This is a genomic window from Phreatobacter sp., assembly GCF_022843985.1.
GTDB lineage: Bacteria > Pseudomonadota > Alphaproteobacteria > Rhizobiales > Phreatobacteraceae > Phreatobacter.
Map to the genome: position 1 here is coordinate 1 of NZ_JALHMP010000030.1, position 20,293 is coordinate 20,293.

Genomic DNA, 20,293 nt, shown 5'->3' on the forward strand with positions numbered 1-20,293 from the left:
CGTCGCAGCCGCGCCGACATCGCAACCGGCGGCCGCAGCGGTGCGGGCCGGCAGCCTGACCATCGCCCAGCCGTGGGCGCGCGCGACGCCCGGTGGCGCAAGGGTCGCCGGCGGCTACCTGACCGTGACCAATACGGGGGCAGTCCCCGACAGGCTGATCGGCGGCAGCGCGGCCTTCGCCGAGCGGGTAGAGATCCACGAGATGGCGACGCGCGACGGCGTCATGACGATGCGCGCGCTGCCGGCAGGCCTCACCATCGCACCGGGCCAGACGGTCGCGCTGAAGCCCGGGGGCCTGCATGTCATGTTCATGGAGCTGAGGACGCCGCTTGCGGAAGGCCAGACCGTGAAGGTCACTCTGGATTTCGAGAAGGCCGGCAAGGTCTCGCTCGACTTCCGCATCGGCAGTCTCGGCGGCCGGGCAGCCCCCGGGGGAGAGCACCACCACCACTGAGCGCCGGCAAGGCGATCGCAGCGGCGCTGCCCGCATGCCGCCTGATCCGATTGACGCGAGCGGTCGTGCCGGGGTCCGCCCGTCCGCCAATCGGTGCGTGGACGGCGGCCTCACGCGCAAGGCTTTGTCAGCCGCTCCCGACCTTTGGCTCTTGCCGCCTCGGCGCGCTTTTCCAAAGCTGGTCCGGCAGGAATCGCACGAGGTCCTGCAATGGTCCGGCTGCGTCCGCGGGGGCGCGGCCTTTCCTTGGGTTCCCGGCGGGGTGGAAAGGGAGCCCTGCCGGAAAACAGGGCTCCGGCTCTGGCGCGAGGCGTGTGATCGGTGGCAGTTTGCGCGCCCGACCCGGGTCCATCGCCGGACCTGCGGATTCCGTCTTGCACCTACGGAGGACGACAACGATGTCCAACAACCTCAAGTTCTACATCAACGGCGAATGGGTCGCCCCGACCGGCGGCGCGACCCTCGACGTGATCGATCCCTCGACCGAAGAGCCCTTCACGCAGATCGCGCTCGGCACCGAGGCCGATGTCGACAAGGCGGTGAAGGCCGCCCGCGAGGCGTTCAAGACCTTCTCGCAGACCACCAAGGCCGAGCGGCTGGCGCTGATGCGCAAGCTTCTCGAGGTCTACAACAAGCGCTTCGCGGACGTCGCCGACGCCCTCTCCCGCGAAATGGGCGCGCCGAAGAAGCTCGCCCACACCGCCCAGGCCGGCATGGGCACGGCCCACCTGTCGAAGATGATCGAGACGCTCGAGACCTTCGCATTCGAGGAGTTGCGCGGCACGACCCTGATCGCAAAGGAGCCGATCGGCGTCGTCGGCATGATCACGCCATGGAACTGGCCGATCAACCAGATCATGTGCAAGGTCGCCCCGGCGCTCGCCGCCGGCTGCACGATGGTGCTGAAGCCGAGCGAGATCGCGCCGATCAACGCCATCATCTTCGCCGAGATCATGCACGAGGCCGGCGTGCCGAAGGGCGTGTTCAACCTCGTCAACGGCGACGGCCCGACGGTGGGCGAGGCGATCGCCCGCCATCCCGGCGTCGACATGGTGTCCTTCACCGGCTCCACCCGCGCCGGCGTGCTGGTGGCCAAGGCCGCCGCCGACACGGTCAAGCGCGTTCACCAGGAGCTCGGCGGCAAGTCGGCCAACATCATCCTGCCGGATGCGGACATCGCCAGGGCGGTGAAGCTCGGCGTCGAGGGCATGATGCGCAATTCGGGTCAGTCCTGTAACGCGCCGACGCGCATGTTCGTCCCTGCCGCCCGGCACGACGAGGCCAAACAGGTCGCCAAGGAGACCGCCGAGAAGCTGAAGGTCGGTCCGGCATCGGCAGAGGACAGCTGGATGGGCCCGGTGGTCAGCGAGGTGCAGTTCAACAAGATCCAGAAGCTGATCGAGAGCGGCATCAAGGAGGGCGCCGAGGTCGTCACCGGCGGCACCGGTCGTCCGGAGGGGCTCAATCGCGGCTACTATGTGCGCCCGACAGTCTTCGCCGGCGTCACCGACGACATGACCATTGCGAAGGAAGAAATCTTCGGGCCCGTCCTGTCGATCCTGCCTTACGACAGCGAGGCCGAGATCGTCGAGCGCGCCAACAACACGCCCTACGGCCTCGCCTCCTATGTCCAGTCGGGATCCCTGGACAAGGCCCGCAAGCTCGCGGCTCAGATGCGCTCGGGCAACGTTTACATCAACTACCCCGCCTGGGACGCCGGGGCGCCCTTCGGCGGCTACAAGCAGTCCGGCAACGGCCGCGAATATGCCGAGTTCGGCCTCGAGGAGTTCCTCGAGATCAAGGGCACGGTCGGCTACGGCGCCGCCTGATCGGCGCAAACCCTCCCTGACGGCGAAGGGCGGCCCATGGGCCGCCTTTTTCGTTGGTGGTCTTGGCTGCTCTGTCGCTGGGGTCCTCTGCCTCGGCCGCGGAGGGCTGGTCCGAGCAACGGCGCCACTGCCGTTGCGAAACCCAAGCAACCGTGTCACTCAACTGTCATGCAATTCATGTTTCTCGCCGGGACACCTTGATCAGGAGCCATTTATGGGAAGTCTGTTCCGAGCTGCCGCCCTCATCGCGACCATGACGCTCAGCATGCTTTCGAGCGCCTTCGCCCTCGATTCCCGTTACCGCGACACCGATGGTGATCTGGTCGCTGACATTCCGGCCGCCGCAGACCAGGTCGATCCCGCGGTGCTGATCTTCGCCTACACCCCCGTCGAGGATCCCTCGGTCTATGCGCGCGTCTGGGATTCCTTCCTGCAGCACATGGCACGGGTCACGGGCAAGCGCGTCCAGTTCTTCCCGGTGCAGTCCAATGCGGCGCAGATCGAGGCGTTGCGCGCCGGTCGGCTCCACGTGGCCGGCTTCAACACGGGCTCGACGCCGCTCGCCGTCAACTGCGCGGGTTTCCGGCCCATGTTCATCATGGCCGCCAATGACGGCGATTTCGGCTACCGGATGCAGTTCATCACGCATCCCGGATCCGGTGTTGAGAAGATGGAGGACATCCGGGGACGGCGCGTCGCCTTCACCTCCGAGACCTCGAATTCCGGCTACAAGGCGCCGTCGGCGCTGTTGCGCGACACCTACAGGCTTGAGGCCAACCGCGACTTCACGCCGGTCTTCTCCGGCCGGCACGACAATTCGGTGCTCGGCGTCGCCAACCGCGACTATCCGGTCGCCGCCATTGCGAGCGAAGTCGCGCGGCGCATGGTCGCACGCAACGTCGTCCGCGCCGATGCATTCCGGGTGATCTACGAGTCGGACCGCTTCCCGACCACAGCCTACGGGGTGGCGCACAACCTGCGCGCCGACCTGCAGGACAAGATCCGCGAAGCTTTCGCCACCTTCCAGTGGGCCGGCACCGCTCTTGCGGAGGAGTTCGGCAAGACCATTCCGGCCGGTGAGCGTTTCATGCCGATCACCTATCGCGACGCCTGGAAAGTCGTGCGCGACGTCGACGCTTCCGTCGGCGTACAGTACACCTGCCGCTGATCGAAGCTGGCGATCGACTGACCGGTCACCCCGCGCCGCCTGTCGGCGCGGGGTTCCGCCGGAACTGATGAGGATTTGCGCCCGGTGCTGCGGATCGACAGTCTGACGAAGCGCTACAAGACCGGCGACATGGCGCTCAGGGGCGTATCCTTCACGGTCCAGCCGGGTGAACTGGTCGGTCTCATCGGTCCCTCAGGCGCCGGCAAATCCACCCTGATCCGCTGCGTCAACCGACTGGTCGAGCCCACCGCAGGCTCGATCCGCCTCGGCGACGTCGTACTGACCGACCTCGGCGGCAGGGACCTGCGCAAGGCTCGCCGTCGCATCGGCATGATCTTCCAGGAATTCGCACTGGTCGAGCGCCTCACGGTGATGGAGAACGTGCTGTCGGGGCGCCTGGGCTATGTCGGCTTCTTCGCCAGCTGGCTGCGCCGGTTCCCCGAAGCCGATATCCAGCGCGCCTTCTCGCTCCTTGACCGTGTCGGCCTCACCGACCATGTCGACAAGCGGGCTGATGCTCTTTCCGGCGGCCAGCGCCAGCGCGTCGGAATCGCGCGGGCGCTCGCCCAGGACCCCGAATTGCTGCTGATCGACGAGCCAACCGCGAGCCTCGATCCCAAGACCTCCCGGCAGGTGATGCGCCTGATCACGACGCTCTGCGCCGAGAGGGGACTGGCAGGGATCGTGAACATCCATGATGTGGCGCTGGCGCAGATGTTCCTGCCGCGGATCATCGGCCTGCGCGCCGGCGAGGTGGTGTATGACGGACCCGCCGCGGGGCTGTCCGCCGACGTTCTCACGCGCATCTATGGCGAGGAGGACTGGTCGAAGCCGATCGGCGAGGCCGAAGACGAGGACGATCTGCCGGCCGCCACGACACGGTCCGCGGACGGTCCCGTGGGCGACCCGCTGGCGGTGCGCTGAACGTGGACGGACATCTCACCGCGCCAGCCGGGCCGCGTCTCTGGACACGCCCGCGGCTGATCAAGCAGGCATGGCTGCGCTGGGCGATCATTCTCTGCGCGGTTCTCTATCTCGTCCTCGCGATCGGCAGCGTCGAGGTGAACTGGACGCGCGTGTCCGAAGGGCTCGTCCGCGCCGCGCGCCTCTTCGCGGGCTTCCTCCAGCCAGACTTCATCTCCCGCTGGAGCGACATTCAGCAAGGATTGATCGAAAGCCTGACGATGACGGTTTGTGCGACCGTCTTCGGCGTGATCCTGGCGCTGCCCATCGGGCTCGGCGCGGCCCGTAACGTCGCCCCCACCTGGCTCTATGGCATCTGCCGGGCCATCATCGCGGTGGCGCGCGCCTTCCAGGAGATCATCGTCGCCATCCTCTTCGTCGCCATGTTCGGCTTCGGGACCTTTGCGGGCTTCCTCACCCTGTCGCTGTCGACGATCGGCTTCCTGTCGAAGCTGATCGCCGACGACATCGAGGAGATCGACGAAAGCCAGGTGGAGGCGATCCGGTCTACCGGCGGCGGCTTCTGGCAGGTGATCGACTATGCGGTCGCCTCGCAGGTCATGCCGCGGCTGGCAGGGCTGATCGCCTACAAGTTCGACATCAATTTTCGCGAGAGCTCGGTGATCGGGATCGTCGGCGCGGGCGGCATCGGCGCCACGCTCAACACCGCGCTGGATCGCTACGAATTCGATTCCGCCGCGGCGATCCTGCTGATCATCATCGGCATCGTCATGCTGTGTGAATATGCCTCGGGCTGGATCCGCAAGAGGATGGCCTGAGATGAGGACGGGCTGAATGGCGGTTCTGCAGGGAGAGGACGGGGCGCGCGGCTGGCGGCTTCTGACGATGGAACAGCGCCGCTGGCGCTGGTTCGGGTGGTTCGCGCTCGTCGCCGTCACGGTGCTGTCTTGGCGCGTCATGACGCAGGACACGATCTGGGCCTTCATCAGCGACGCACCACGTCAGGCTCAGGACATTTTCGGCCGGATGCTGCCGCCGCGCTGGTCCTACATGGACCGGCTCTGGCAGCCGCTCTGGGATACGATCAACATCGCCACGCTCGGAACGTTGATCGCCATCGTCATCGCCACCCCGCTGGCCTTCCTTGCCGCCCGCAACACCACGCCAAGCGTACTGTTTGTGCGCCCGGTGGTGTTGTTCATCATCGTGGCGTCCCGCTCGATCAACGCGCTGATCTGGGGTCTGCTGCTGGTGGCTGTCCTGGGGCCCGGCGTACTCGCGGGCATCATCGCCATCGCGTTGCGCTCCATCGGCTTCATCGGCAAGCTGCTCTATGAGGCTATCGAGGAGATCGACGAGACGCAGGTCGAGGCGATCCGCGCCACCGGAGCCCATCCCGCGCAGGTGATGAGCTACGGTATCTGGCCGCAGATCCTGCCGGCCTTCGCGACGATCGGGGTCTTCCGCTGGGACATCAACATTCGCGAATCGACCGTCCTGGGCCTCGTTGGCGCAGGCGGCCTTGGGCTTGCGCTGGAAAGCTCGCTCAATACGCTGGCCTGGCCGCAGGTCTCGCTGATCCTGCTGATCATCCTTGGCACGGTGGTGCTCAGCGAATGGCTGACCGCGCGGGTCCGCAAAGCCATTATCTGAGCCTCGGAGGACCGGCATTTCGAGGACCGGCCTTCCCGGCGTGCACCATGGAGCGGCGCAGGCAGCTTCGACGGCGTGACAGGGGTCTCACCATGTGCCCATGTTCTGGCGGCGGTGCGCATGCGACCGGCTTCATCGCCCGCGGGATGGCGCCGGGTGCTCTGACCGAAGCCGGCCGATCGCGTCGGTGCGCCGGCACCGGGATCACACATGGCCGCTCGTAATCCGGCCAATCGTCCCCACATGCACGAGATGACCAGGATCGGAAAACGGATGGGGATCGGCCTTGGCTTGCTTGTCGGTCTGGGGGTGCTGGGCGCCGGCCTCTGGCTCTATCTCATGAGCAATGTCGAGCAGCCGCGCTACGGGCTCGTCATGCGCGACGGACCTGTCGAGGTGCGCGACTATCCGGCCATGGTGGTGGCGGAGGTGACGCGGGCCGGTGACCGGGGCAGTGCGGTCCGCGCCGGCTTCAGACCGCTCGCCGCCTATATCTTCGCCAGGGATCGCGGCGGCGAGAGCGTCTCCATGACGGCGCCGGTGACGCAGCAGCGCGAGACCATCGCCATGACGGCGCCGGTCACGCAGATGCCGGCGCGCTCGGAAGCGGGCGAGGCCTGGATCGTCCGCTTCATCATGCCGTCGAAATACACGCTCGAGACCCTGCCGAAGGCGGCGGGCGACGATGTAAGGCTGCTACCGGTGCCAGCCGCGCGGCGTGCCGCGATCCGCTTTTCCGGGGTCGCAACCGATGAACTGATCGCATCGAACGAGGCGGCGCTGCGGATCTGGCTGGCAGGGCGGGGCTTCACAATCCTCGGCGCGCCGACCTATGCCTATTACAACGACCCCTTCACACCCGGTTTCCTCAGACGCAACGAGGTGCTGTTCGAGGTCGCAGGCCCCTGACCACACCAACCGCGCCCTGATCTCGGCGGTCGCCCGAACCACGATATGACGGGCCGCCGCACATTCCCGGTCAATGCCGCGGGGTGATGCGGCCACGGATCGCCACGGCGCGAAGGCCTGTCTGCGGCCCGGCCGCGTTCTACCGCCCTGCCGGGTGGCGGAGCCGGACCCGCATCTCCCGTGCAAGCCCTCCAGCCTCACACCATGCATCAGCTTGCCTGTCCGCAAGGTGGCGCCGTTCACAGCCGCGCGACTGATCCTCACGAAATTGCCAGTATGCACATATGCAATCGTTTACTTGCGCTCATTATTGCATTTTCTCAAGTTCGTGATTGGCAAGTGAATAGGCCGAGGTCCATTTCAGGGTTGTCGACGGCGGACACCTCCCGCCGACACAGCAACACCTTCCGGTCGGCGCGTGTCCCTCCCCGCCCGGGTTCGAATGGAGTGAAGACCATGAAGAAGATCATCCTCGCCGCCGCTCTGCTGGCCCCCCTTGCAGCCGCGCCGGCCTCCGCCCAGGTCGAGGCCACGGAAGCCAACACCGTGACCCAGTACCAGACGCAGGCGCCGCGCGAGTTCACCGCCCGCCGCGCCGCCTATGCGCCGGTCGCCGCCGTCCGCTCGGACGTGCAGTCCGACCGACAGGGCCCGGCCGGCAATTTCTGACGCAGTCCTTCCCCCTTGACCCGCCGGCGGGCTCTGCTCCGCCGCACCACGACCGGCAGCGCCGCAACGGCACGCCGCCCCAACAGGAGACCCATCATGAAGAAGATCATTCTCGCCGCCGCTCTGCTGGCCCCCCTTGCAGCCGCGCCGGCCTCCGCCCAGGTCGAGGCCACGGAAGCCAACACCGTGACCCAGTACCAGACGCAGGCGCCGCGCGAGTTCACCGCCCGCCGCGCCGCCTATGCGCCGGTCGCCGCCGTCCGCTCGGACGTGCAGTCCGACCGACAGGGCCCGGCCGGCAATTTCTGACGCAGTCCTTCCCCCTTGACCCGCCGGCGGGCTCTGCTCCGCCGCACCACGACCGGCAGCGCCGCAACGGCACGCCGCCCCAACAGGAGACCCATCATGAAGAAGATCATTCTCGCCGCCGCTCTGCTGGCCCCCCTTGCAGCCGCGCCGGCCTCCGCCCAGGTCGAGGCCACGGAAGCCAACTCCGTGACCCAGTACCAGACGCAGGCGCCGCGCGAGTTCACCGCCCGCCGCGCCACCTATGCGCCGATCACCGCCGACCGCTCGGACGTGCAGTCCGACCGGCAGGGTCTGTCCGGCAACTTCTGACGCCGGATCATCGGGCCAACGCAAACGCCGGGGCAGAGCCCCGGCGTTTTCGCGTTGGGGAACCGGAACGCTCCACTGGCAACGGTGACAGCGCTGAATCCTGCCAAGGGGAAGAATGGTACAGCCGCCCCGAATTGAACGGGGGACCTCCAGAGCCACAATCTGGCGCTCTAACCAACTGAGCTACGGCTGCACATGCCCGGCCTGATGGAAAACCAACCGAGCGGCGCGCAACCTAGTCCGAAGGTCAGGGCAATGCAAGGCGCCTGACGCGACCATCGCAGAGCCATGGCCTCTTTTCGCAAGACTTTGACGACGTTGAGGGATTTTGACACCGGAACGGGCTGCACAACAGAAAAAACCCGGGCACTGGCCCGGGCTCGCAGTTTTGACCGCAGCTGCAAGAACGCGGTCGGGAGGAATATCATGCGGCCGCCCGCAGGCGGCGGCATGGTCAGATGGCGGCAGTCTTCATGACCTTGCCAACCTTCTCCTTGACCGGCTCGACGGTGTCGGTGGCGGTCTTCTGGACGACGGCCGAGAGGTCCTTGCCCTGGGCCTGGACGGTCTCGAACATCTTGCGGGCATAGGCCGTCTGCAGTTCGATGAACTCGGCCAGCGACTTGGCGCCCATCAGGTCTCGGGCATGGTCGAAACCGGCATTCATGTTGAGACGGGCGGCCTCGAGGGCCTTCAGGTTGAAGTCCTTCACGCCGGCGCTCGCGGTGGAATAGGTGTCCTCGACCAGATCGGTGGTCTCTTCGGCAGCCGCCTTCATCTTGGCATAGCCGTCCTTGATCTGCGCCACGGCCTTTTCGGCGGCCTCGCGCATGGCGGCGGGCACCTCGGCCTTGGCGAAGTCGAAGGGGGCGGCGTCGAACTTCGGCATCTCGAACTTGGTCAGGTCGAAGGTCGGGAAGGGGAAGATCTGCGCGGCGGTCGCCGGCTTCTCGGTTTTCGGCGCTTTTGCAGCCTGGCTCATGATGGGCCTCCTCGCGGGGTCGCTTGAACGGTATGACGCCGCGACCGTTTCCCCGCCGGAACTGGCACGACGCGCCGGTCCGCATTGAGATTGCAGACCATCACGACGTGGTCATACGCCAAAACATGGTGCGTTGCAACAAATTATTGCATCGCACAAACTGTAGGACAGCCGTCAGTCCTGTCGCGTTGCCGATTTCAGGGCGAGGGCTTCGCCGAGTTCGCGCGCCTGTTCTTCCATCGCCTTCATCTGCTCCTGCAGGAAACGGGTCTGGATCTCCATCACCTCGGACATGTCGCGGGCCTGAACGAGGCGCTGGGCATAGGCAAAGCTGGCGGCAACATTGGTCTCGGCAAAGGCGATGGCCTTGCGACTGACGTCCTGGGCGCTGGACTGCACCGAGCCGCCCGATCCGTCCATCGCCGAGACCGTGCGCTGGGCGGCGCCGACGAAGCCGTCGAACGCCTTGCGCGCCTGCTCGACGCTCTTGTCGGCAAACTCGCGCATTTCCTGGGGAATTTCGTAGGCACCAGGGGTCCTGCCGACCATGCAAACCTCCCGAATCGCGTCGCGCGGGGAACGCGTTCCATCCTAAGCTGCCGCGTGGCATCTGCGATAGCTGTTGTCGGTTACGCCTTCGGGCGGCGGTCGGATCTCACGCGCCGCCGGTCTCGGGCGGGCGCTGGAGGCGCGCCAGTTCGCCGCGCACCAGGGCGAGTTCGGCGACAATGGTGTCGAGACGGGCGTTGAGCTGGGCCTCCGCACCCGCCGGGTGCGTCAGCTTCGGCTGTCCGTCATCCGTTTCGGCGTCGAGCGCCGTGACGACGACACCGATGAAAAGGTTCAGCGCCATGAAGGTGGTCAGCACCATGAAGGTGATGATGATGAACCAGCCGAAGGGGAACCCCTTTTCTGCTAGCGGCTTGACGATGCCGCCGGACCAGTCGTCGAAGGTCATGGCCTGGAACAGCGTGTAGGCGGAGGCGCCGATGCTGCCGAAATGGTCCGGCAGTGCCTGGCCATAGAGCTTCGTGACGATCACCGCGAAGACGTAGAAGATCAGCCCGAGCAGCAGGCCGATGGAGCCCATGCCGGGCAGGGCCGAGATGAGGCCGCCGACCACCCGTCGCAGCGCCGGCACGGCCGTGACCAGGCGCAGAACCCGGAGGATGCGCAGGGCGCGCAGCACCGAGAGGCTGTCGGAGGCCGGAACCAGCGCGATCGCGACCACGAAGAGATCGAAAAGGCTCCAGGGGTCGCGGAAAAAGGCGCCACGCTTCACGGCGATCCGCGCAAGGATTTCGGCGACGAAGATCGTCAGGACGATATTGTCGATCGTCAGCAGGAGGCCGCCCATCTGGGCCATGACTGTGGGACTGGTCTCAAGGCCGAGCGTGATGGCGTTGATGACGATGAGCACGATGATGGCGGTCTCGAACCGCGGATGCTGGATCAGGGCGCGCAGCTTGTCGATCATGGGGGAGGCCGGTGGTCTTAAGGATGGGAATTAACCCTGCCTAACACGGGCTCTTGACTGCCGCCACGGCAGCGCGGGCACAGACGGTTCCGTGATGCATCTGGATTAACCCTAACTGCGGGTTGACGCTCCGGAAGACCCTTCGCGACATGGACGTTTCGGCTCTGTTCCGACACAATTGATCAACACATCCTTTACCAATGCGGCGTGCCCGATGTGGCACGCCTCGCCTCGTGCCCGGAAGCGACCGCATGACATCCGCGTTCCCCAGCCTGTCGACGATCCTGTCGGAGCCGGACGTCGCGCGCCTCATGGCGGAACCTGGCCCGTGGTGGCTGTGGACCGCCGATGCGAGCCGCCTCGTCGTCGCCAACACCACCGGTGCCCGCGCCATGGGCGCCAGCGGCCTCGCCGCCGCCCTCGACCGCGACTATCCCGGGACCCATGCCTTCGCCGCCCAGATCGGGCGGCTCGCGCCAACCCTGCCGGCCGACGGAACGCCGCGCAGCGAGCGCCTGCGCATCGCCGGACGGTTCGGGTCGGAGAGTGTCGTCGCCGAGGCCTGCCGCATCAGGGCCGGCGCGCTCAGCCTCATCGCGGTACGGTTGCCCTCCCTGCGGCGCGAAACGTCCCGCGAGGCGGCCCTCGGCTTCATCGCGACATTGCGGATTCCCGCCCTCGCCTTCGACCGCGCCGGCGTGCCGCTGGCGGCGAGCGACGCCGCCTCCGCTCTGGCGGCGACGCCGCTGCGGGACCTCGTCGGACCCGTCGCCGAATCGATCTTCGACAGTGTCGGCGACACGGGCCGCGCCGCGGTGGACCTCGTAAACGGGCCGATGACGGTCGTCGCGCTGCCGGAAGCAGGGCTTATCGTCGCCCTGCTCGCCCCCCTCGCCAAGAGCCTCCCCGAAGCCGGTCTGCGGTTGGTTGCCGGGGGCGTCGACCCGGCCGCAGCGCCCGACACGGATGCCGCAGCGGAGGAGGCTTCCCCCATCGCCGACCTCGCAGCCGGCGAGGCGGTCGACGACACCGCACAGGCGGCACCGGTCGCGGCGCCGGCAATGCCCCTTGCCGAGGCGGAAGAGATCGCGACGCTCCCGGCGGCGACCAAATCCGAGGCGCCGGTTCCTGCCCCCATCGCCGCCATGGACCCGGCTTCTTCCGTTCGTACCGTGGCGGGCGGCCATGACGAGGAAACGGTTGACGGCGCGCAGGACGCGGCACCCGAGACGGTCTCCCGGGAGATTCTGGCGCAAACGGGTCCGGACCAGCCCGCCAGCGCGGCAATGCCGGAGGTTGAGCCGGCCGAGACGGTCGTCGCCGTTCCCGCCGTGCCGCAGCGGTTCTCCTGGCGGATGGATGGGGACTATCGCTTTCACACCATCGCACCGGAGGAGGTCGCCGGCCTCGCCGGTGAGACTCTCGACGCGGCAACGGCCCGCTTGGGCATCGACCCCAGTGGTGTCCTGACGACCGCCGTGACCGCCCGCAGGCCGTTCAGCGGCGTCGCTGCCCTCTGGCCGCTGGGCCGGGCGGGGCGCAGGCTGGCGGTGACGCTCGCCGCCTTCCCGGCGCTGCGCGACGGCGCCTTCCAGGGCTATTCCGGCTTCGGACTCGTGGTCGAGGAAGCCTCACCGGTCGCTCCGCCGTCGGAAACCGAGACCCTGTCGCCGGACGCGCCGGTCTCCGTCACCGCGGCCGCGGAAACCGCCGTATCGGCGGGCGAGGTCCCGCCAGCGAACGCCCTGAACGAGGCCGTCGCAACCGTGGACGCGGATCCGCAGGACGTGTCGGAGCCTTCCGACGCGGTCACCACCGAGGACGATTCCGCTGTCACGGCTCCGATCGCCGCAGCGGCAGCGGACGACGCCATCGTGGCAGGCGAGGCAGATGACACCGCCGGTGCGACGGAAGCCCCGGCATTCGCCCGGGCGGAAGAGGCTGCGGCCCTTTCCGGCGCGCGCGCGGGCGAGGATGCCGATCCGGTGGCCGCGGACGCTGAGCCGCTGGACCGGTCGGAGCCTGCCGACCCGAGCACCGCCGACGACGATTCTGCGGTCACGGCTCCGATCGCCGCTGCGACAGCGGACGATGCCATCGTCGCAGGCGAGGCAGATGACGCCGCCGGCGCGGCGGAAGCCCCGGACCTCGCCGGGGCGGAAGACGACACGGCCCTGTCCGGCGCGCCTGCGGAGGAGGATGCCGATCCGGTGGCAGCGACGGTTGCGACCCTGCCCGACGTCACGGCTTCCGAGCCGACGGCGACCGGCAGCGGTGAAGAGCTGCCCGAGGAGGCCCAGTCAGGCGACCCCACCCCCGATGCCGATGCGACGCGGCCTGTGGCTGAGACGCGTCCGGTCCTGACTGTCCATACCAATCCGCCCAATGTCGTCGCGCTCCGGACCTCCGTCGGACAGGACAGCAAGCGCCCGCAATTGTCGCCGGGCGAACGCAACGCCTTCCGCGAGATCGCCCGCGCCCTCGGCGCCCGCACCAGCGACCCGATCCCCGCGGACGAGGATGGCACGCGCCCGCCCGAAGCCCCGCCGCCGCCCGCCGAACAGGCGGCCCCCGGCGCGCAGCTCCCGCCGCCAGTGGCTCCGGTTGCAACGGAACCGCTCGACAGCAGGGACAGTCTACCGGAGACGCGATCCCCCGACACGGCGGGAGAAGCGCCGGCCCGCGCCTTCGTCGATTCGGGAACACCTTTCGGTCCGCTGCCGAGCGCCTTTGGCGCCGATCCCGCGGCAAGCGGGCCCGACCAGGGGGCCGATCTCGCCGCGCTCCTCGACAAGGTGCCGACCGGCCTCATCATCCACCGCGGCAATGCGGTGCTCTTCGCCAACCGCACGCTGCTCGACTGGGTCGGCTTCCCCGATGCGGCGGCGCTGGAGGAGGCGGGCGGTGTCTCGCGCCTCTTCGCCGGCGGGCCGGACGACGGCAGTGAGTCGGTGTCGCTGACGACGGTGGAGGGCAGTGCGCTCCCGGTCGAGGCGCATCTGTCGCGGGTCACCTGGGCGGGGCAGTCGGCCTTCCTGTTCACTTTGACCCGGGCACCGGCGGGAGACGTCGCCAGCGACCATGAATCGACGACGCTGAGCGAGTTGCGCGGCCGTCTCGAGGAGGTCGAGCAGATCCTCGATACGGCGACCGACGGCATTGTCATTGTCACCGCCGATGGCGCGATCGAGAGCATGAACCGTTCCGCAGAAGCCCTGTTCGGCTATGAATCGGCCGAGGTGAAGGGAATGTCGGTGACGACGCTCTTTGCTCCGGAGAGCCACCGGTCGGCGCTCGACTATTGCGACGGGCTCCTGTCCAACGGCGTCGCCAGCGTCCTCAATGACGGCCGCCAGATCATCGGACGGGTCAAGCAGGGGGGCCTCATCCCGCTCTACATGACCATGGGCAGGACCGGGCCGGCGGCCCGGCCGAAGCTCGCCGCCGTGTTCCGTGACATGACGCACTGGAAGAAGGCGGAGGAGGACCTCATCGCCGCCAAGCGGCAGGCCGAGCAGGCCTCGTCGCAGAAGTCGGACTTCCTCGCCAAGATCAGCCACGAGATCCGCACGCCGCTGAACGCCATCATCGGCTTCTCCGAGGTGATGATGGAGGAGCGTTTCGGCCCGGTCGGCAACGAGCGCTACCGCGACTACCTGAAGGACATCCACGCCTCGGGCGGCCATGTCCTCTCCCTCATCAACGACCTGCTCGACCTCTCCAAGATCGAGGCCGGCAAGCTGGAACTCGCCTTCACCAGCGTCGACCTCAATGACATGGTGCAGTCGACGGTGGCGATCATGCAGCCGCAGGCCAACCGCGAGCGCGTCATCATCCGTTCCTCGCTGCAGCCGCGCCTGCCGAACGTGGTGGCCGATTCCCGCTCGCTGCGGCAGATCGTGCTGAACCTTCTGTCCAACTCGGTGAAGTTCACGCCGGCCGGCGGGCAGATCATCGTCTCCACCGGCCTGTCGGAGGCCGGCGAGGCGGTGCTGCGCGTGCGCGACACCGGCGTCGGCATGACCGAGACCGAACTGAAGGCCGCCATGGAGCCGTTCCGGCAGGTGGCGACCTCGAACCCGCGCGCGGCCAAGGGCACCGGCCTCGGCCTGCCGCTGACCAAGGCGCTGGTGGAGGCGAACCGGGCGAGCTTCGGCATTTCCTCGACGCCGAACCAGGGAACGCTGGTGGAGGTGGTCTTCCCGCCGACGCGCGTGCTGGCGGAGTAGGTCTCAGGCGGGGGTTATCAGCTCCAGGCCCGGAAACCAGGTGCGGTAGCGGCGGGCACCGCGCGTTATTAGCGGCCAGCCGCGGACCGCCGCGTGGGCGCCGATGAAGAAATCCGGCAGAACGCCGCTGCGCGGGCCGCCCGCGCGGCGATAGCCCCGGAAAGCCTTACCGGCGAGGAACAGGGCCTCGCGGGGGATCGGATCGATTTCTATCCCCGCGCTGGCCAGGGCCGCGTCGACGTCATCGATCCGCTCGAAGCGCACCGACAACCCGGCAAAGACGACGTCGTTGATGGCGACGGGCCCGAGGATCAGGGCAGCGTCCAGCCTGGCGGTCGACCAGTCTGCCCAGACCGGATCATCGGTAAAGATGTCGAGCAGGACATTGGTGTCAGCCAGGATCATTCGTTCAGATCGCCGCGGGTAAGGGCCATGATCTCGTCCGTCGTCATGCCGGGCCCAGCAATGCCGCGCAGATGCGTCAAGCGGCTCGGCCGGTTGCCGGTACCCTCCCCCTCGGCCCTGGTCAGCACGATCTGCCCATCGGCGCCGGACCTGAACTCGACCTTGCTGCCGGGCACGATGCCGAGCGCATCCCGCACCCTTTTCGGGATCGTCACTTGGCCCTTCGTCGTCACTGTCGTCGCCATGGCGAAGCTCCAGTCATACCTCTTGTGGCCGAAGTATTACCGCGTTCGCCACTTCGCCGCCATGCCGGACGGGAGTCGCACCCTTTACCAGCCTTGAATCCCCCCACGCCGCATGCGAGGAAGCCCGCCTTCGGGACGGCAGACAGCTGCCCCTGCTCTGGGAATCCACCACCATGGCGACCTTCAAGCCGCTCGTCTTCTCGGGCATGCAGCCTTCCGGCGACCTGCACCTCGGCAATTATCTCGGCGCCCTGGTGAACTGGGTGGCGATGCAGGAGACACATGACTGCATCTATTGCGTCGTCGACATGCACGCGATCACCGTCTGGCAGGACCCCAAGGCCCTGCAGAAGGCCATTCGCGAGGTTACCGCCGCCTATATCGCCGCCGGTATCGACCCGCAGCGTTCGATCCTGTTCAACCAGAGCCAGGTGCACGAGCACGCCGAACTCGCCTGGGTGTTCAACTGCATCGCCCGCATCGGCTGGATGAGCAGGATGACCCAGTTCAAGGACAAGGCCGGCAAGGACAAGGAGAATGCCTCGCTCGGCCTCTTCGCCTATCCGAGCCTGATGGCGGCCGACATCCTTGCCTATCGCGCCACCCACGTGCCGGTGGGCGAGGACCAGAAGCAGCACCTGGAACTGACCCGCGACATCGCCATCAAGTTCAACAACGACTATGCCACGCGGATCGCCGAACTCGGCCTGGGGGACGCCTTCTTCCCCGTCACCGAGCCGGTGATCATGGGGCCGGCGACGCGGGTCATGAGCCTGCGCGACGGAACGAAGAAGATGTCGAAGTCGGACCCTTCCGACTATTCGCGCATCGCGCTGACGGATGATGCCGACACCATCGCCCAGAAGATCCGCAAGGCGCGGACCGACCCGGAGGCGCTGCCCTCGGAAGAGGCGGGCCTGAAAGGCCGGGCCGAGGCTGACAATCTCGTCGGCATCTTCGCCGCCCTGTCCGGACGGACCAAGGCCGACGTCCTCGCCGAATTCGGCGGCGGACAGTTCTCCGGCTTCAAGACGGCGCTTGCCGACCTTTCGGTCGCCAAGCTGTCGCCGATCACGGGCGAGATGAAGCGTCTCGTCGCCGATCCCGCCGAGATCGACCGCATCCTGGCGAGGGGCGCCGAGCGGGCCCGGGCCATCGCTCGCCCGGTGATGGATTCGGTGAAGGACATCGTCGGCTTCGTGCGGGGCTGACGGAAAACCTCTGGCGCGACAGCGCATCAGACAGTTGACTCTTTCCTCCCACCTTCCGAGTGTGGCGCAGGATTTTCTCCGGCCGGACCATCCCGTCGGAGCCTACCGGGAGCCTCTTCCATGACCCTTCTCGCCCGTGGCGCGCTCGGCGCTGCCATCCTTGCACTCGGCGCCGGCGCCGCCACCGCCCAGCAGCTCGCACCCTCGCCGACGCTGGATGCGATCCGCGCCCGCGGCCATCTGGAATGTGGCGTGCACCTCGGCCTGCCGGGCTTCTCCTTCGCCAACGACAGGGGCGAGTGGACCGGCCTCGATGTCGACTTCTGCCGCGCCGTGGCCGCCGCTGTCCTCGGCGACGCCAACAAGGTGCGCTACACGCCGACTTCGGTGCAGCAGCGCTGGCCAGTGCTGCAATCAGGCCAGGTCGACCTTCTTTCGCGCAACACCACCATCACCTTCTCGCGCAACGCCTCGCTCGGTGTGAACTTCCAGGGCATCAACTTCTACGAGGGCCAGACCTTCATCGTGCGCACCGCCTCGGGCGCGAAGAAGCCGACGGACCTCGAGAATGCCTCGATCTGTGTCGCCGCCGGATCGACCGAGGAGCGCATGGCCGCCGATTATTTCCGCGAGCGCAACCTCAAGGTGTCGATCATCAACTTTCAGAAGAACGACGACGCCATCGCCGCCTATGACGCCGGCCGCTGCGACAGCTACACCGCCGGCATAGGCGCCCTGGCCGGCCAGCGCATCAAGCTGAAGACCCCGGGCGACCATTTCATCATGACCGAGACCATCTCCAACGACCCGCAGGGTCCGGTCACCCGCTGGGGCGACGAGCGCTGGCAGGCCGTGGTGCGCTGGGTGCTCAATGGCATGATTGCCGCCGAGCACCTCGGCGTCACGAGCAGGAATGTCGACGACATGCGCGCCAATTCGCGTAATGCCGAGATCCGCCGCCTGCTCGGCGCCGACGGCAATTTCGGCGCCATGCTGGGCCTTCCGAACGACTGGATGTTCAACGCCATCAAGCAGGTCGGCAATTATGCCGAGAGCTTCGAGCGAACCGTCGGCAAGGGCTCGCCGCTCGGCCTCGAGCGCGGCCAGAACGCCCTGTGGACCCGCGGCGGCATCCTGTTCACCTCGCCGTTCCAGTGAACGGCACAGCCTGAACCCTCCTTCGATCGGCCTCCCGCCCCCCGGCGGGAGGCCTTCTTCCGTCCAAGATCCCGGCCGGTGACGTGACCCGCTATTTCTACGACAAGCGCGTGCGCGAAATCTTCTGGCAGGCCGCCCTCCTGGCCGGTCTCGCCGGCACGATCATCCTGATCGTCCGCAATGCCTCGCAGAACATGGTCAATGCCGGCATGGCCTCCGGCTTCGACTTCCTTTGGCGGACGTCGGGCATCGACGTGTCCTTCGTGCTGACGGCCTACACGCCCGATGCCAATATCCTCGCCCTCCTGTGGGTCGGCGTCGCCAACACGCTGGTCATCACCTTCGTAGCGGCCATCGCCGCGACGCTTCTCGGCTTCGTGGTCGGCATCGCGCGGCTGTCGCCGAACAAGCTGCTGGCGGGCCTCGCCGGCGCCTATATCGAGTTCGTCCGCAACATCCCGCTGCTGTTCTTCGTGCTGTTCTGGTATTTCGGCGTCATTGCCGCGCTGCCGGGACCGCGCCAGTCCATCGGCTTCTTCGCGGTCGCCTTCCTCAACAACCGCGGCCTGACCATTCCGGTCCCGACCGACGGCACCGCCTTCCGCATCGCCGCCCTTGTCGTGCTGGCAGGCTTCGTCGCGCAGGCCGCCATCGCCGTCTGGGCGAAGCGGCGACGCGACGCGACGGGGCTGATCTTCCCGGTCTGGGCCAGCGGCCTCGCCCTCTTCATCGCCCTGCCGGCGCTGGCCTTCGGCATCGCCGCGGCGCTGAGCAGCTGGGACGTGCCGGCGCTGCGCGGCTTCAACTATCGCGGCGGCTTCGTACTGGTGCCGGAATTCGTGGCGCTGTTCGCGGCGCTCGCCACCTACACGGCCGGCTTCATCGCCGAGATTGTGCGCGGTGGCATCCAGTCCGTGGTCAAGGGCCAGTGGGAGGCCGCCTATGCGCTGGGACTCAGGCCCAACCGGGCGCTGAGCCTCATCGTCATCCCCCAGGCGATGCGGGTGATGGTGCCGCCGCTGACCAGCCAGTATCTCAATGTGCTGAAAAACTCGTCCTTCGGCGCCGCCATCGCCTTTCCCGAGCTGGTCAGCCTCTTCGTTGGCTCGGCGCTGACCAATACCGGCCAGGCCATCGAGATCATCGCCATCACGCTGGCCATCTATCTTGCCCTGGGCCTCGCGGTGTCGGGCTTCATGAACTGGTACAATGCCCGCACCCGACTGGTGACGCGATGACGGCCGCCGGCACCCTCGGCGTCAGGCCGGTCCGCGCCTCGCTGCTCCGCCGGATCAAGGCGGATTATTTCGCGACGCCGCTGAACGCGGTCGTGTCGCTCCTGTGTATCGCCGCCATCATCGCTATCGTCGTGCCCATCGTCCGCTGGGCGCTGATCGACGCCCATTTTGCCGGCACGACCCGCGCCGACTGCACCGGCAGCGGCGCCTGCTGGGTCTTCGTCAAGGCCCGGTTCGGACAGTTCATGTACGGCTTCTATCCGCCCGCGGAGCGCTGGCGGGTCAACCTCGCCGCCGTCCTGATGATCGCCGCGGCCGTGCTGTCCTTCTGGCCCGGCCTGCCGCGCCGGGCGCTGGCGGTGCCGCTGATCTGGGCCGGTTTCCTCGTCATCGCCACCTGGCTGCTCTCCGGCGGAGCCGGCCTGACGCGGGTGGAGACGCGCCAGTGGGGCGGGCTAATGCTCACCGTCTTCCTGTCGGTCTATGCCGGAGCACTGGCCGTGCCGCTGGGCATCCTGCTCGCCCTCGGCCGACAATCGGAACTGCCGGTGATCCGGCTGGTCGCGACCATCTTCATCGAGTTCTGGCGCGGCGTGCCGATCATCACCGTCATCTTCCTTGCCTCGCTTCTCCTGCCGCTGGTCATGCCGGCGGGCTGGGATATCGACCGACTCGTCCGCGCCCTGGTCGGCCTGGCCTTCGTCATCGCCGCCTATATGGCGGAGGCGGTCCGCGGAGGCCTGCAGGCCATTCCCAAGGGCCAGGCGGAGGCAGCGAGCGCCCAGGGGCTCGGTTACTGGCAGACCACGGGCCTCGTCGTCCTGCCGCAGGCCCTGCGCATCTCCATGCCGGCGATGACGAACGAGTTCATCGCCCTGGTGAAGAACACCTCGCTGGTCTCCATCGTGTCGATCTTCGATCTCCTGGGCATCGCCCAGGCCTCGCTCGCCGACCCCGCCTGGGTTGGCATGAACATGGAGGCCTATGCCTTTGCCGGCACGGTCTACTGGCTGATCTGCTTCGGCCTGTCGCGCTGGTCGCGGCATCTCGAAGCGGGACGCAAGACGACGCATTGACGGCACGGGTGCCCTGCCGGCGGACCATTGCCCGCCGCCGGCCGCAGG

20 protein-coding genes and 1 tRNA gene are annotated in these 20,293 nt (G+C 67.5%); 15 read left to right on the top strand and 6 right to left on the bottom strand.

Annotated features, from left to right (window positions below; genetic code table 11):
- The 10 genes from Q0C57_RS17470 to Q0C57_RS17515 all read left to right on the top strand — a co-directional run.
- Positions 1-454, top strand: a 454-nt coding sequence (locus Q0C57_RS17470; RefSeq protein ID WP_296578116.1) for a copper chaperone PCu(A)C, incomplete at its 5' end; no start/stop codon positions are given.
- Between the two features lie 398 nt (positions 455-852).
- Positions 853-2,283 carry an aldehyde dehydrogenase family protein gene (locus Q0C57_RS17475; protein WP_296578118.1) on the top strand — a complete coding sequence of 477 codons (1,431 nt, stop codon included), beginning with the start codon at positions 853-855 and terminating at the stop codon, positions 2,281-2,283.
- A gap of 214 nt (positions 2,284-2,497) precedes the next feature.
- Complete coding sequence (phnD, locus tag Q0C57_RS17480; protein WP_296578119.1) at positions 2,498-3,451, top strand: phosphate/phosphite/phosphonate ABC transporter substrate-binding protein; 954 nt, start codon at positions 2,498-2,500, stop codon at positions 3,449-3,451.
- 84 nt (positions 3,452-3,535) lie between these two features.
- On the top strand, positions 3,536-4,375 hold the full coding sequence (gene phnC / locus Q0C57_RS17485) for a phosphonate ABC transporter ATP-binding protein (protein ID WP_296578121.1): 840 nt from the start codon (positions 3,536-3,538) through the stop codon (positions 4,373-4,375).
- Between the two features lie 2 nt (positions 4,376-4,377).
- Positions 4,378-5,193 (top strand): phosphonate ABC transporter, permease protein PhnE, encoded by an 816-nt coding sequence (gene phnE / locus Q0C57_RS17490; RefSeq protein ID WP_296578124.1) that lies wholly within the window; start codon positions 4,378-4,380, stop codon positions 5,191-5,193.
- A 16-nt stretch (positions 5,194-5,209) separates the two neighbouring features.
- The gene (gene phnE / locus Q0C57_RS17495; protein ID WP_296578127.1) at positions 5,210-6,028 is read left to right on the top strand and encodes a phosphonate ABC transporter, permease protein PhnE; all 819 of its coding nucleotides are present in this window, start codon (positions 5,210-5,212) and stop codon (positions 6,026-6,028) included.
- A 210-nt stretch (positions 6,029-6,238) separates the two neighbouring features.
- On the top strand, positions 6,239-6,937 hold the full coding sequence (locus tag Q0C57_RS17500; protein ID WP_296578130.1) for a heme-binding protein: 699 nt from the start codon (positions 6,239-6,241) through the stop codon (positions 6,935-6,937).
- A gap of 456 nt (positions 6,938-7,393) precedes the next feature.
- Positions 7,394-7,606: a hypothetical protein gene (locus Q0C57_RS17505; protein WP_296578132.1), complete on the top strand. Its 213-nt coding sequence runs from the start codon at positions 7,394-7,396 to the stop codon at positions 7,604-7,606.
- A 96-nt stretch (positions 7,607-7,702) separates the two neighbouring features.
- On the top strand, positions 7,703-7,915 hold the full coding sequence (locus Q0C57_RS17510; RefSeq protein ID WP_296578132.1) for a hypothetical protein: 213 nt from the start codon (positions 7,703-7,705) through the stop codon (positions 7,913-7,915).
- Between the two features lie 96 nt (positions 7,916-8,011).
- Positions 8,012-8,224: a hypothetical protein gene (locus tag Q0C57_RS17515; RefSeq protein ID WP_296578135.1), complete on the top strand. Its 213-nt coding sequence runs from the start codon at positions 8,012-8,014 to the stop codon at positions 8,222-8,224.
- A 116-nt stretch (positions 8,225-8,340) separates the two neighbouring features.
- Here Q0C57_RS17515 and Q0C57_RS17520 read toward each other — a convergent pair.
- The 4 genes from Q0C57_RS17520 to Q0C57_RS17535 all read right to left on the bottom strand — a co-directional run bounded on the left by Q0C57_RS17520 (position 8,341) and on the right by Q0C57_RS17535 (position 10,683).
- Positions 8,341-8,417: transfer RNA gene (locus Q0C57_RS17520), tRNA-His, on the bottom strand.
- Between the two features lie 261 nt (positions 8,418-8,678).
- Complete coding sequence (locus Q0C57_RS17525) at positions 8,679-9,206, bottom strand: phasin (RefSeq protein ID WP_296578137.1); 528 nt, start codon at positions 9,204-9,206, stop codon at positions 8,679-8,681.
- A 174-nt stretch (positions 9,207-9,380) separates the two neighbouring features.
- Positions 9,381-9,755, bottom strand: coding sequence for a phasin (locus tag Q0C57_RS17530; protein ID WP_296578140.1), 375 nt, complete (start codon positions 9,753-9,755; stop codon positions 9,381-9,383).
- Positions 9,756-9,861: 106 nt separating this feature from the next.
- On the bottom strand, positions 9,862-10,683 hold the full coding sequence (locus tag Q0C57_RS17535) for an ion transporter (RefSeq protein WP_366937852.1): 822 nt from the start codon (positions 10,681-10,683) through the stop codon (positions 9,862-9,864).
- Positions 10,684-10,934: 251 nt separating this feature from the next.
- Here Q0C57_RS17535 and Q0C57_RS17540 point away from each other — a divergent pair, with 251 nt between their 5' ends.
- Positions 10,935-14,912 carry an ATP-binding protein gene (locus Q0C57_RS17540; protein WP_296578142.1) on the top strand — a complete coding sequence of 1,326 codons (3,978 nt, stop codon included), beginning with the start codon at positions 10,935-10,937 and terminating at the stop codon, positions 14,910-14,912.
- Between the two features lie 3 nt (positions 14,913-14,915).
- Here the strand turns inward: Q0C57_RS17540 and Q0C57_RS17545 are convergent, their stop codons facing one another.
- Positions 14,916-15,317 carry a type II toxin-antitoxin system VapC family toxin gene (locus tag Q0C57_RS17545; RefSeq protein ID WP_296578147.1) on the bottom strand — a complete coding sequence of 134 codons (402 nt, stop codon included), beginning with the start codon at positions 15,315-15,317 and terminating at the stop codon, positions 14,916-14,918.
- Entirely contained in the window at positions 15,314-15,562 is a 249-nt protein-coding gene (locus tag Q0C57_RS17550) for an AbrB/MazE/SpoVT family DNA-binding domain-containing protein (RefSeq protein WP_296578150.1), read from the bottom strand. The genes Q0C57_RS17545 and Q0C57_RS17550 overlap by 4 nt, the downstream gene beginning before the upstream one ends.
- A gap of 173 nt (positions 15,563-15,735) precedes the next feature.
- Here Q0C57_RS17550 and trpS point away from each other — a divergent pair, with 173 nt between their 5' ends.
- The 4 genes from trpS to Q0C57_RS17570 all read left to right on the top strand — a co-directional run bounded on the left by trpS (position 15,736) and on the right by Q0C57_RS17570 (position 20,245).
- Entirely contained in the window at positions 15,736-16,773 is a 1,038-nt protein-coding gene (gene trpS, locus Q0C57_RS17555) for a tryptophan--tRNA ligase (RefSeq protein WP_296578153.1), read from the top strand.
- Between the two features lie 120 nt (positions 16,774-16,893).
- On the top strand, positions 16,894-17,931 hold the full coding sequence (locus tag Q0C57_RS17560) for an amino acid ABC transporter substrate-binding protein (RefSeq protein ID WP_296578156.1): 1,038 nt from the start codon (positions 16,894-16,896) through the stop codon (positions 17,929-17,931).
- Positions 17,932-18,014: 83 nt separating this feature from the next.
- A complete protein-coding gene (locus tag Q0C57_RS17565) occupies positions 18,015-19,169 on the top strand; it encodes an ABC transporter permease subunit (protein WP_296578158.1) in 1,155 nt (384 codons plus the stop codon).
- Positions 19,166-20,245: an amino acid ABC transporter permease gene (locus tag Q0C57_RS17570; RefSeq protein WP_296578161.1), complete on the top strand. Its 1,080-nt coding sequence runs from the start codon at positions 19,166-19,168 to the stop codon at positions 20,243-20,245. The genes Q0C57_RS17565 and Q0C57_RS17570 overlap by 4 nt, the downstream gene beginning before the upstream one ends.
- Positions 20,246-20,293 lie beyond the last annotated feature (48 nt).

Coding starts and splice junctions, on each gene's coding strand:
- Q0C57_RS17560 (WP_296578156.1), top strand. CDS start 16,894: ATGACCCTTCTCGCCCGTGGCGCGCTCGGCGCTGCCATCCTTGCACTC.
- Q0C57_RS17535 (WP_366937852.1), bottom strand. CDS start 10,683: ATGATCGACAAGCTGCGCGCCCTGATCCAGCATCCGCGGTTCGAGACC.
- Q0C57_RS17510 (WP_296578132.1), top strand. CDS start 7,703: ATGAAGAAGATCATTCTCGCCGCCGCTCTGCTGGCCCCCCTTGCAGCC.
- trpS (WP_296578153.1), top strand. CDS start 15,736: ATGGCGACCTTCAAGCCGCTCGTCTTCTCGGGCATGCAGCCTTCCGGC.
- phnD (WP_296578119.1), top strand. CDS start 2,498: ATGGGAAGTCTGTTCCGAGCTGCCGCCCTCATCGCGACCATGACGCTC.
- Q0C57_RS17570 (WP_296578161.1), top strand. CDS start 19,166: ATGACGGCCGCCGGCACCCTCGGCGTCAGGCCGGTCCGCGCCTCGCTG.
- Q0C57_RS17530 (WP_296578140.1), bottom strand. CDS start 9,755: ATGGTCGGCAGGACCCCTGGTGCCTACGAAATTCCCCAGGAAATGCGC.
- phnE (WP_296578127.1), top strand. CDS start 5,210: ATGGCGGTTCTGCAGGGAGAGGACGGGGCGCGCGGCTGGCGGCTTCTG.
- Q0C57_RS17505 (WP_296578132.1), top strand. CDS start 7,394: ATGAAGAAGATCATCCTCGCCGCCGCTCTGCTGGCCCCCCTTGCAGCC.
- Q0C57_RS17475 (WP_296578118.1), top strand. CDS start 853: ATGTCCAACAACCTCAAGTTCTACATCAACGGCGAATGGGTCGCCCCG.
- Q0C57_RS17500 (WP_296578130.1), top strand. CDS start 6,239: ATGGCCGCTCGTAATCCGGCCAATCGTCCCCACATGCACGAGATGACC.
- Q0C57_RS17545 (WP_296578147.1), bottom strand. CDS start 15,317: ATGATCCTGGCTGACACCAATGTCCTGCTCGACATCTTTACCGATGAT.
- Q0C57_RS17550 (WP_296578150.1), bottom strand. CDS start 15,562: ATGGCGACGACAGTGACGACGAAGGGCCAAGTGACGATCCCGAAAAGG.
- Q0C57_RS17540 (WP_296578142.1), top strand. CDS start 10,935: ATGACATCCGCGTTCCCCAGCCTGTCGACGATCCTGTCGGAGCCGGAC.
- Q0C57_RS17525 (WP_296578137.1), bottom strand. CDS start 9,206: ATGAGCCAGGCTGCAAAAGCGCCGAAAACCGAGAAGCCGGCGACCGCC.
- Q0C57_RS17515 (WP_296578135.1), top strand. CDS start 8,012: ATGAAGAAGATCATTCTCGCCGCCGCTCTGCTGGCCCCCCTTGCAGCC.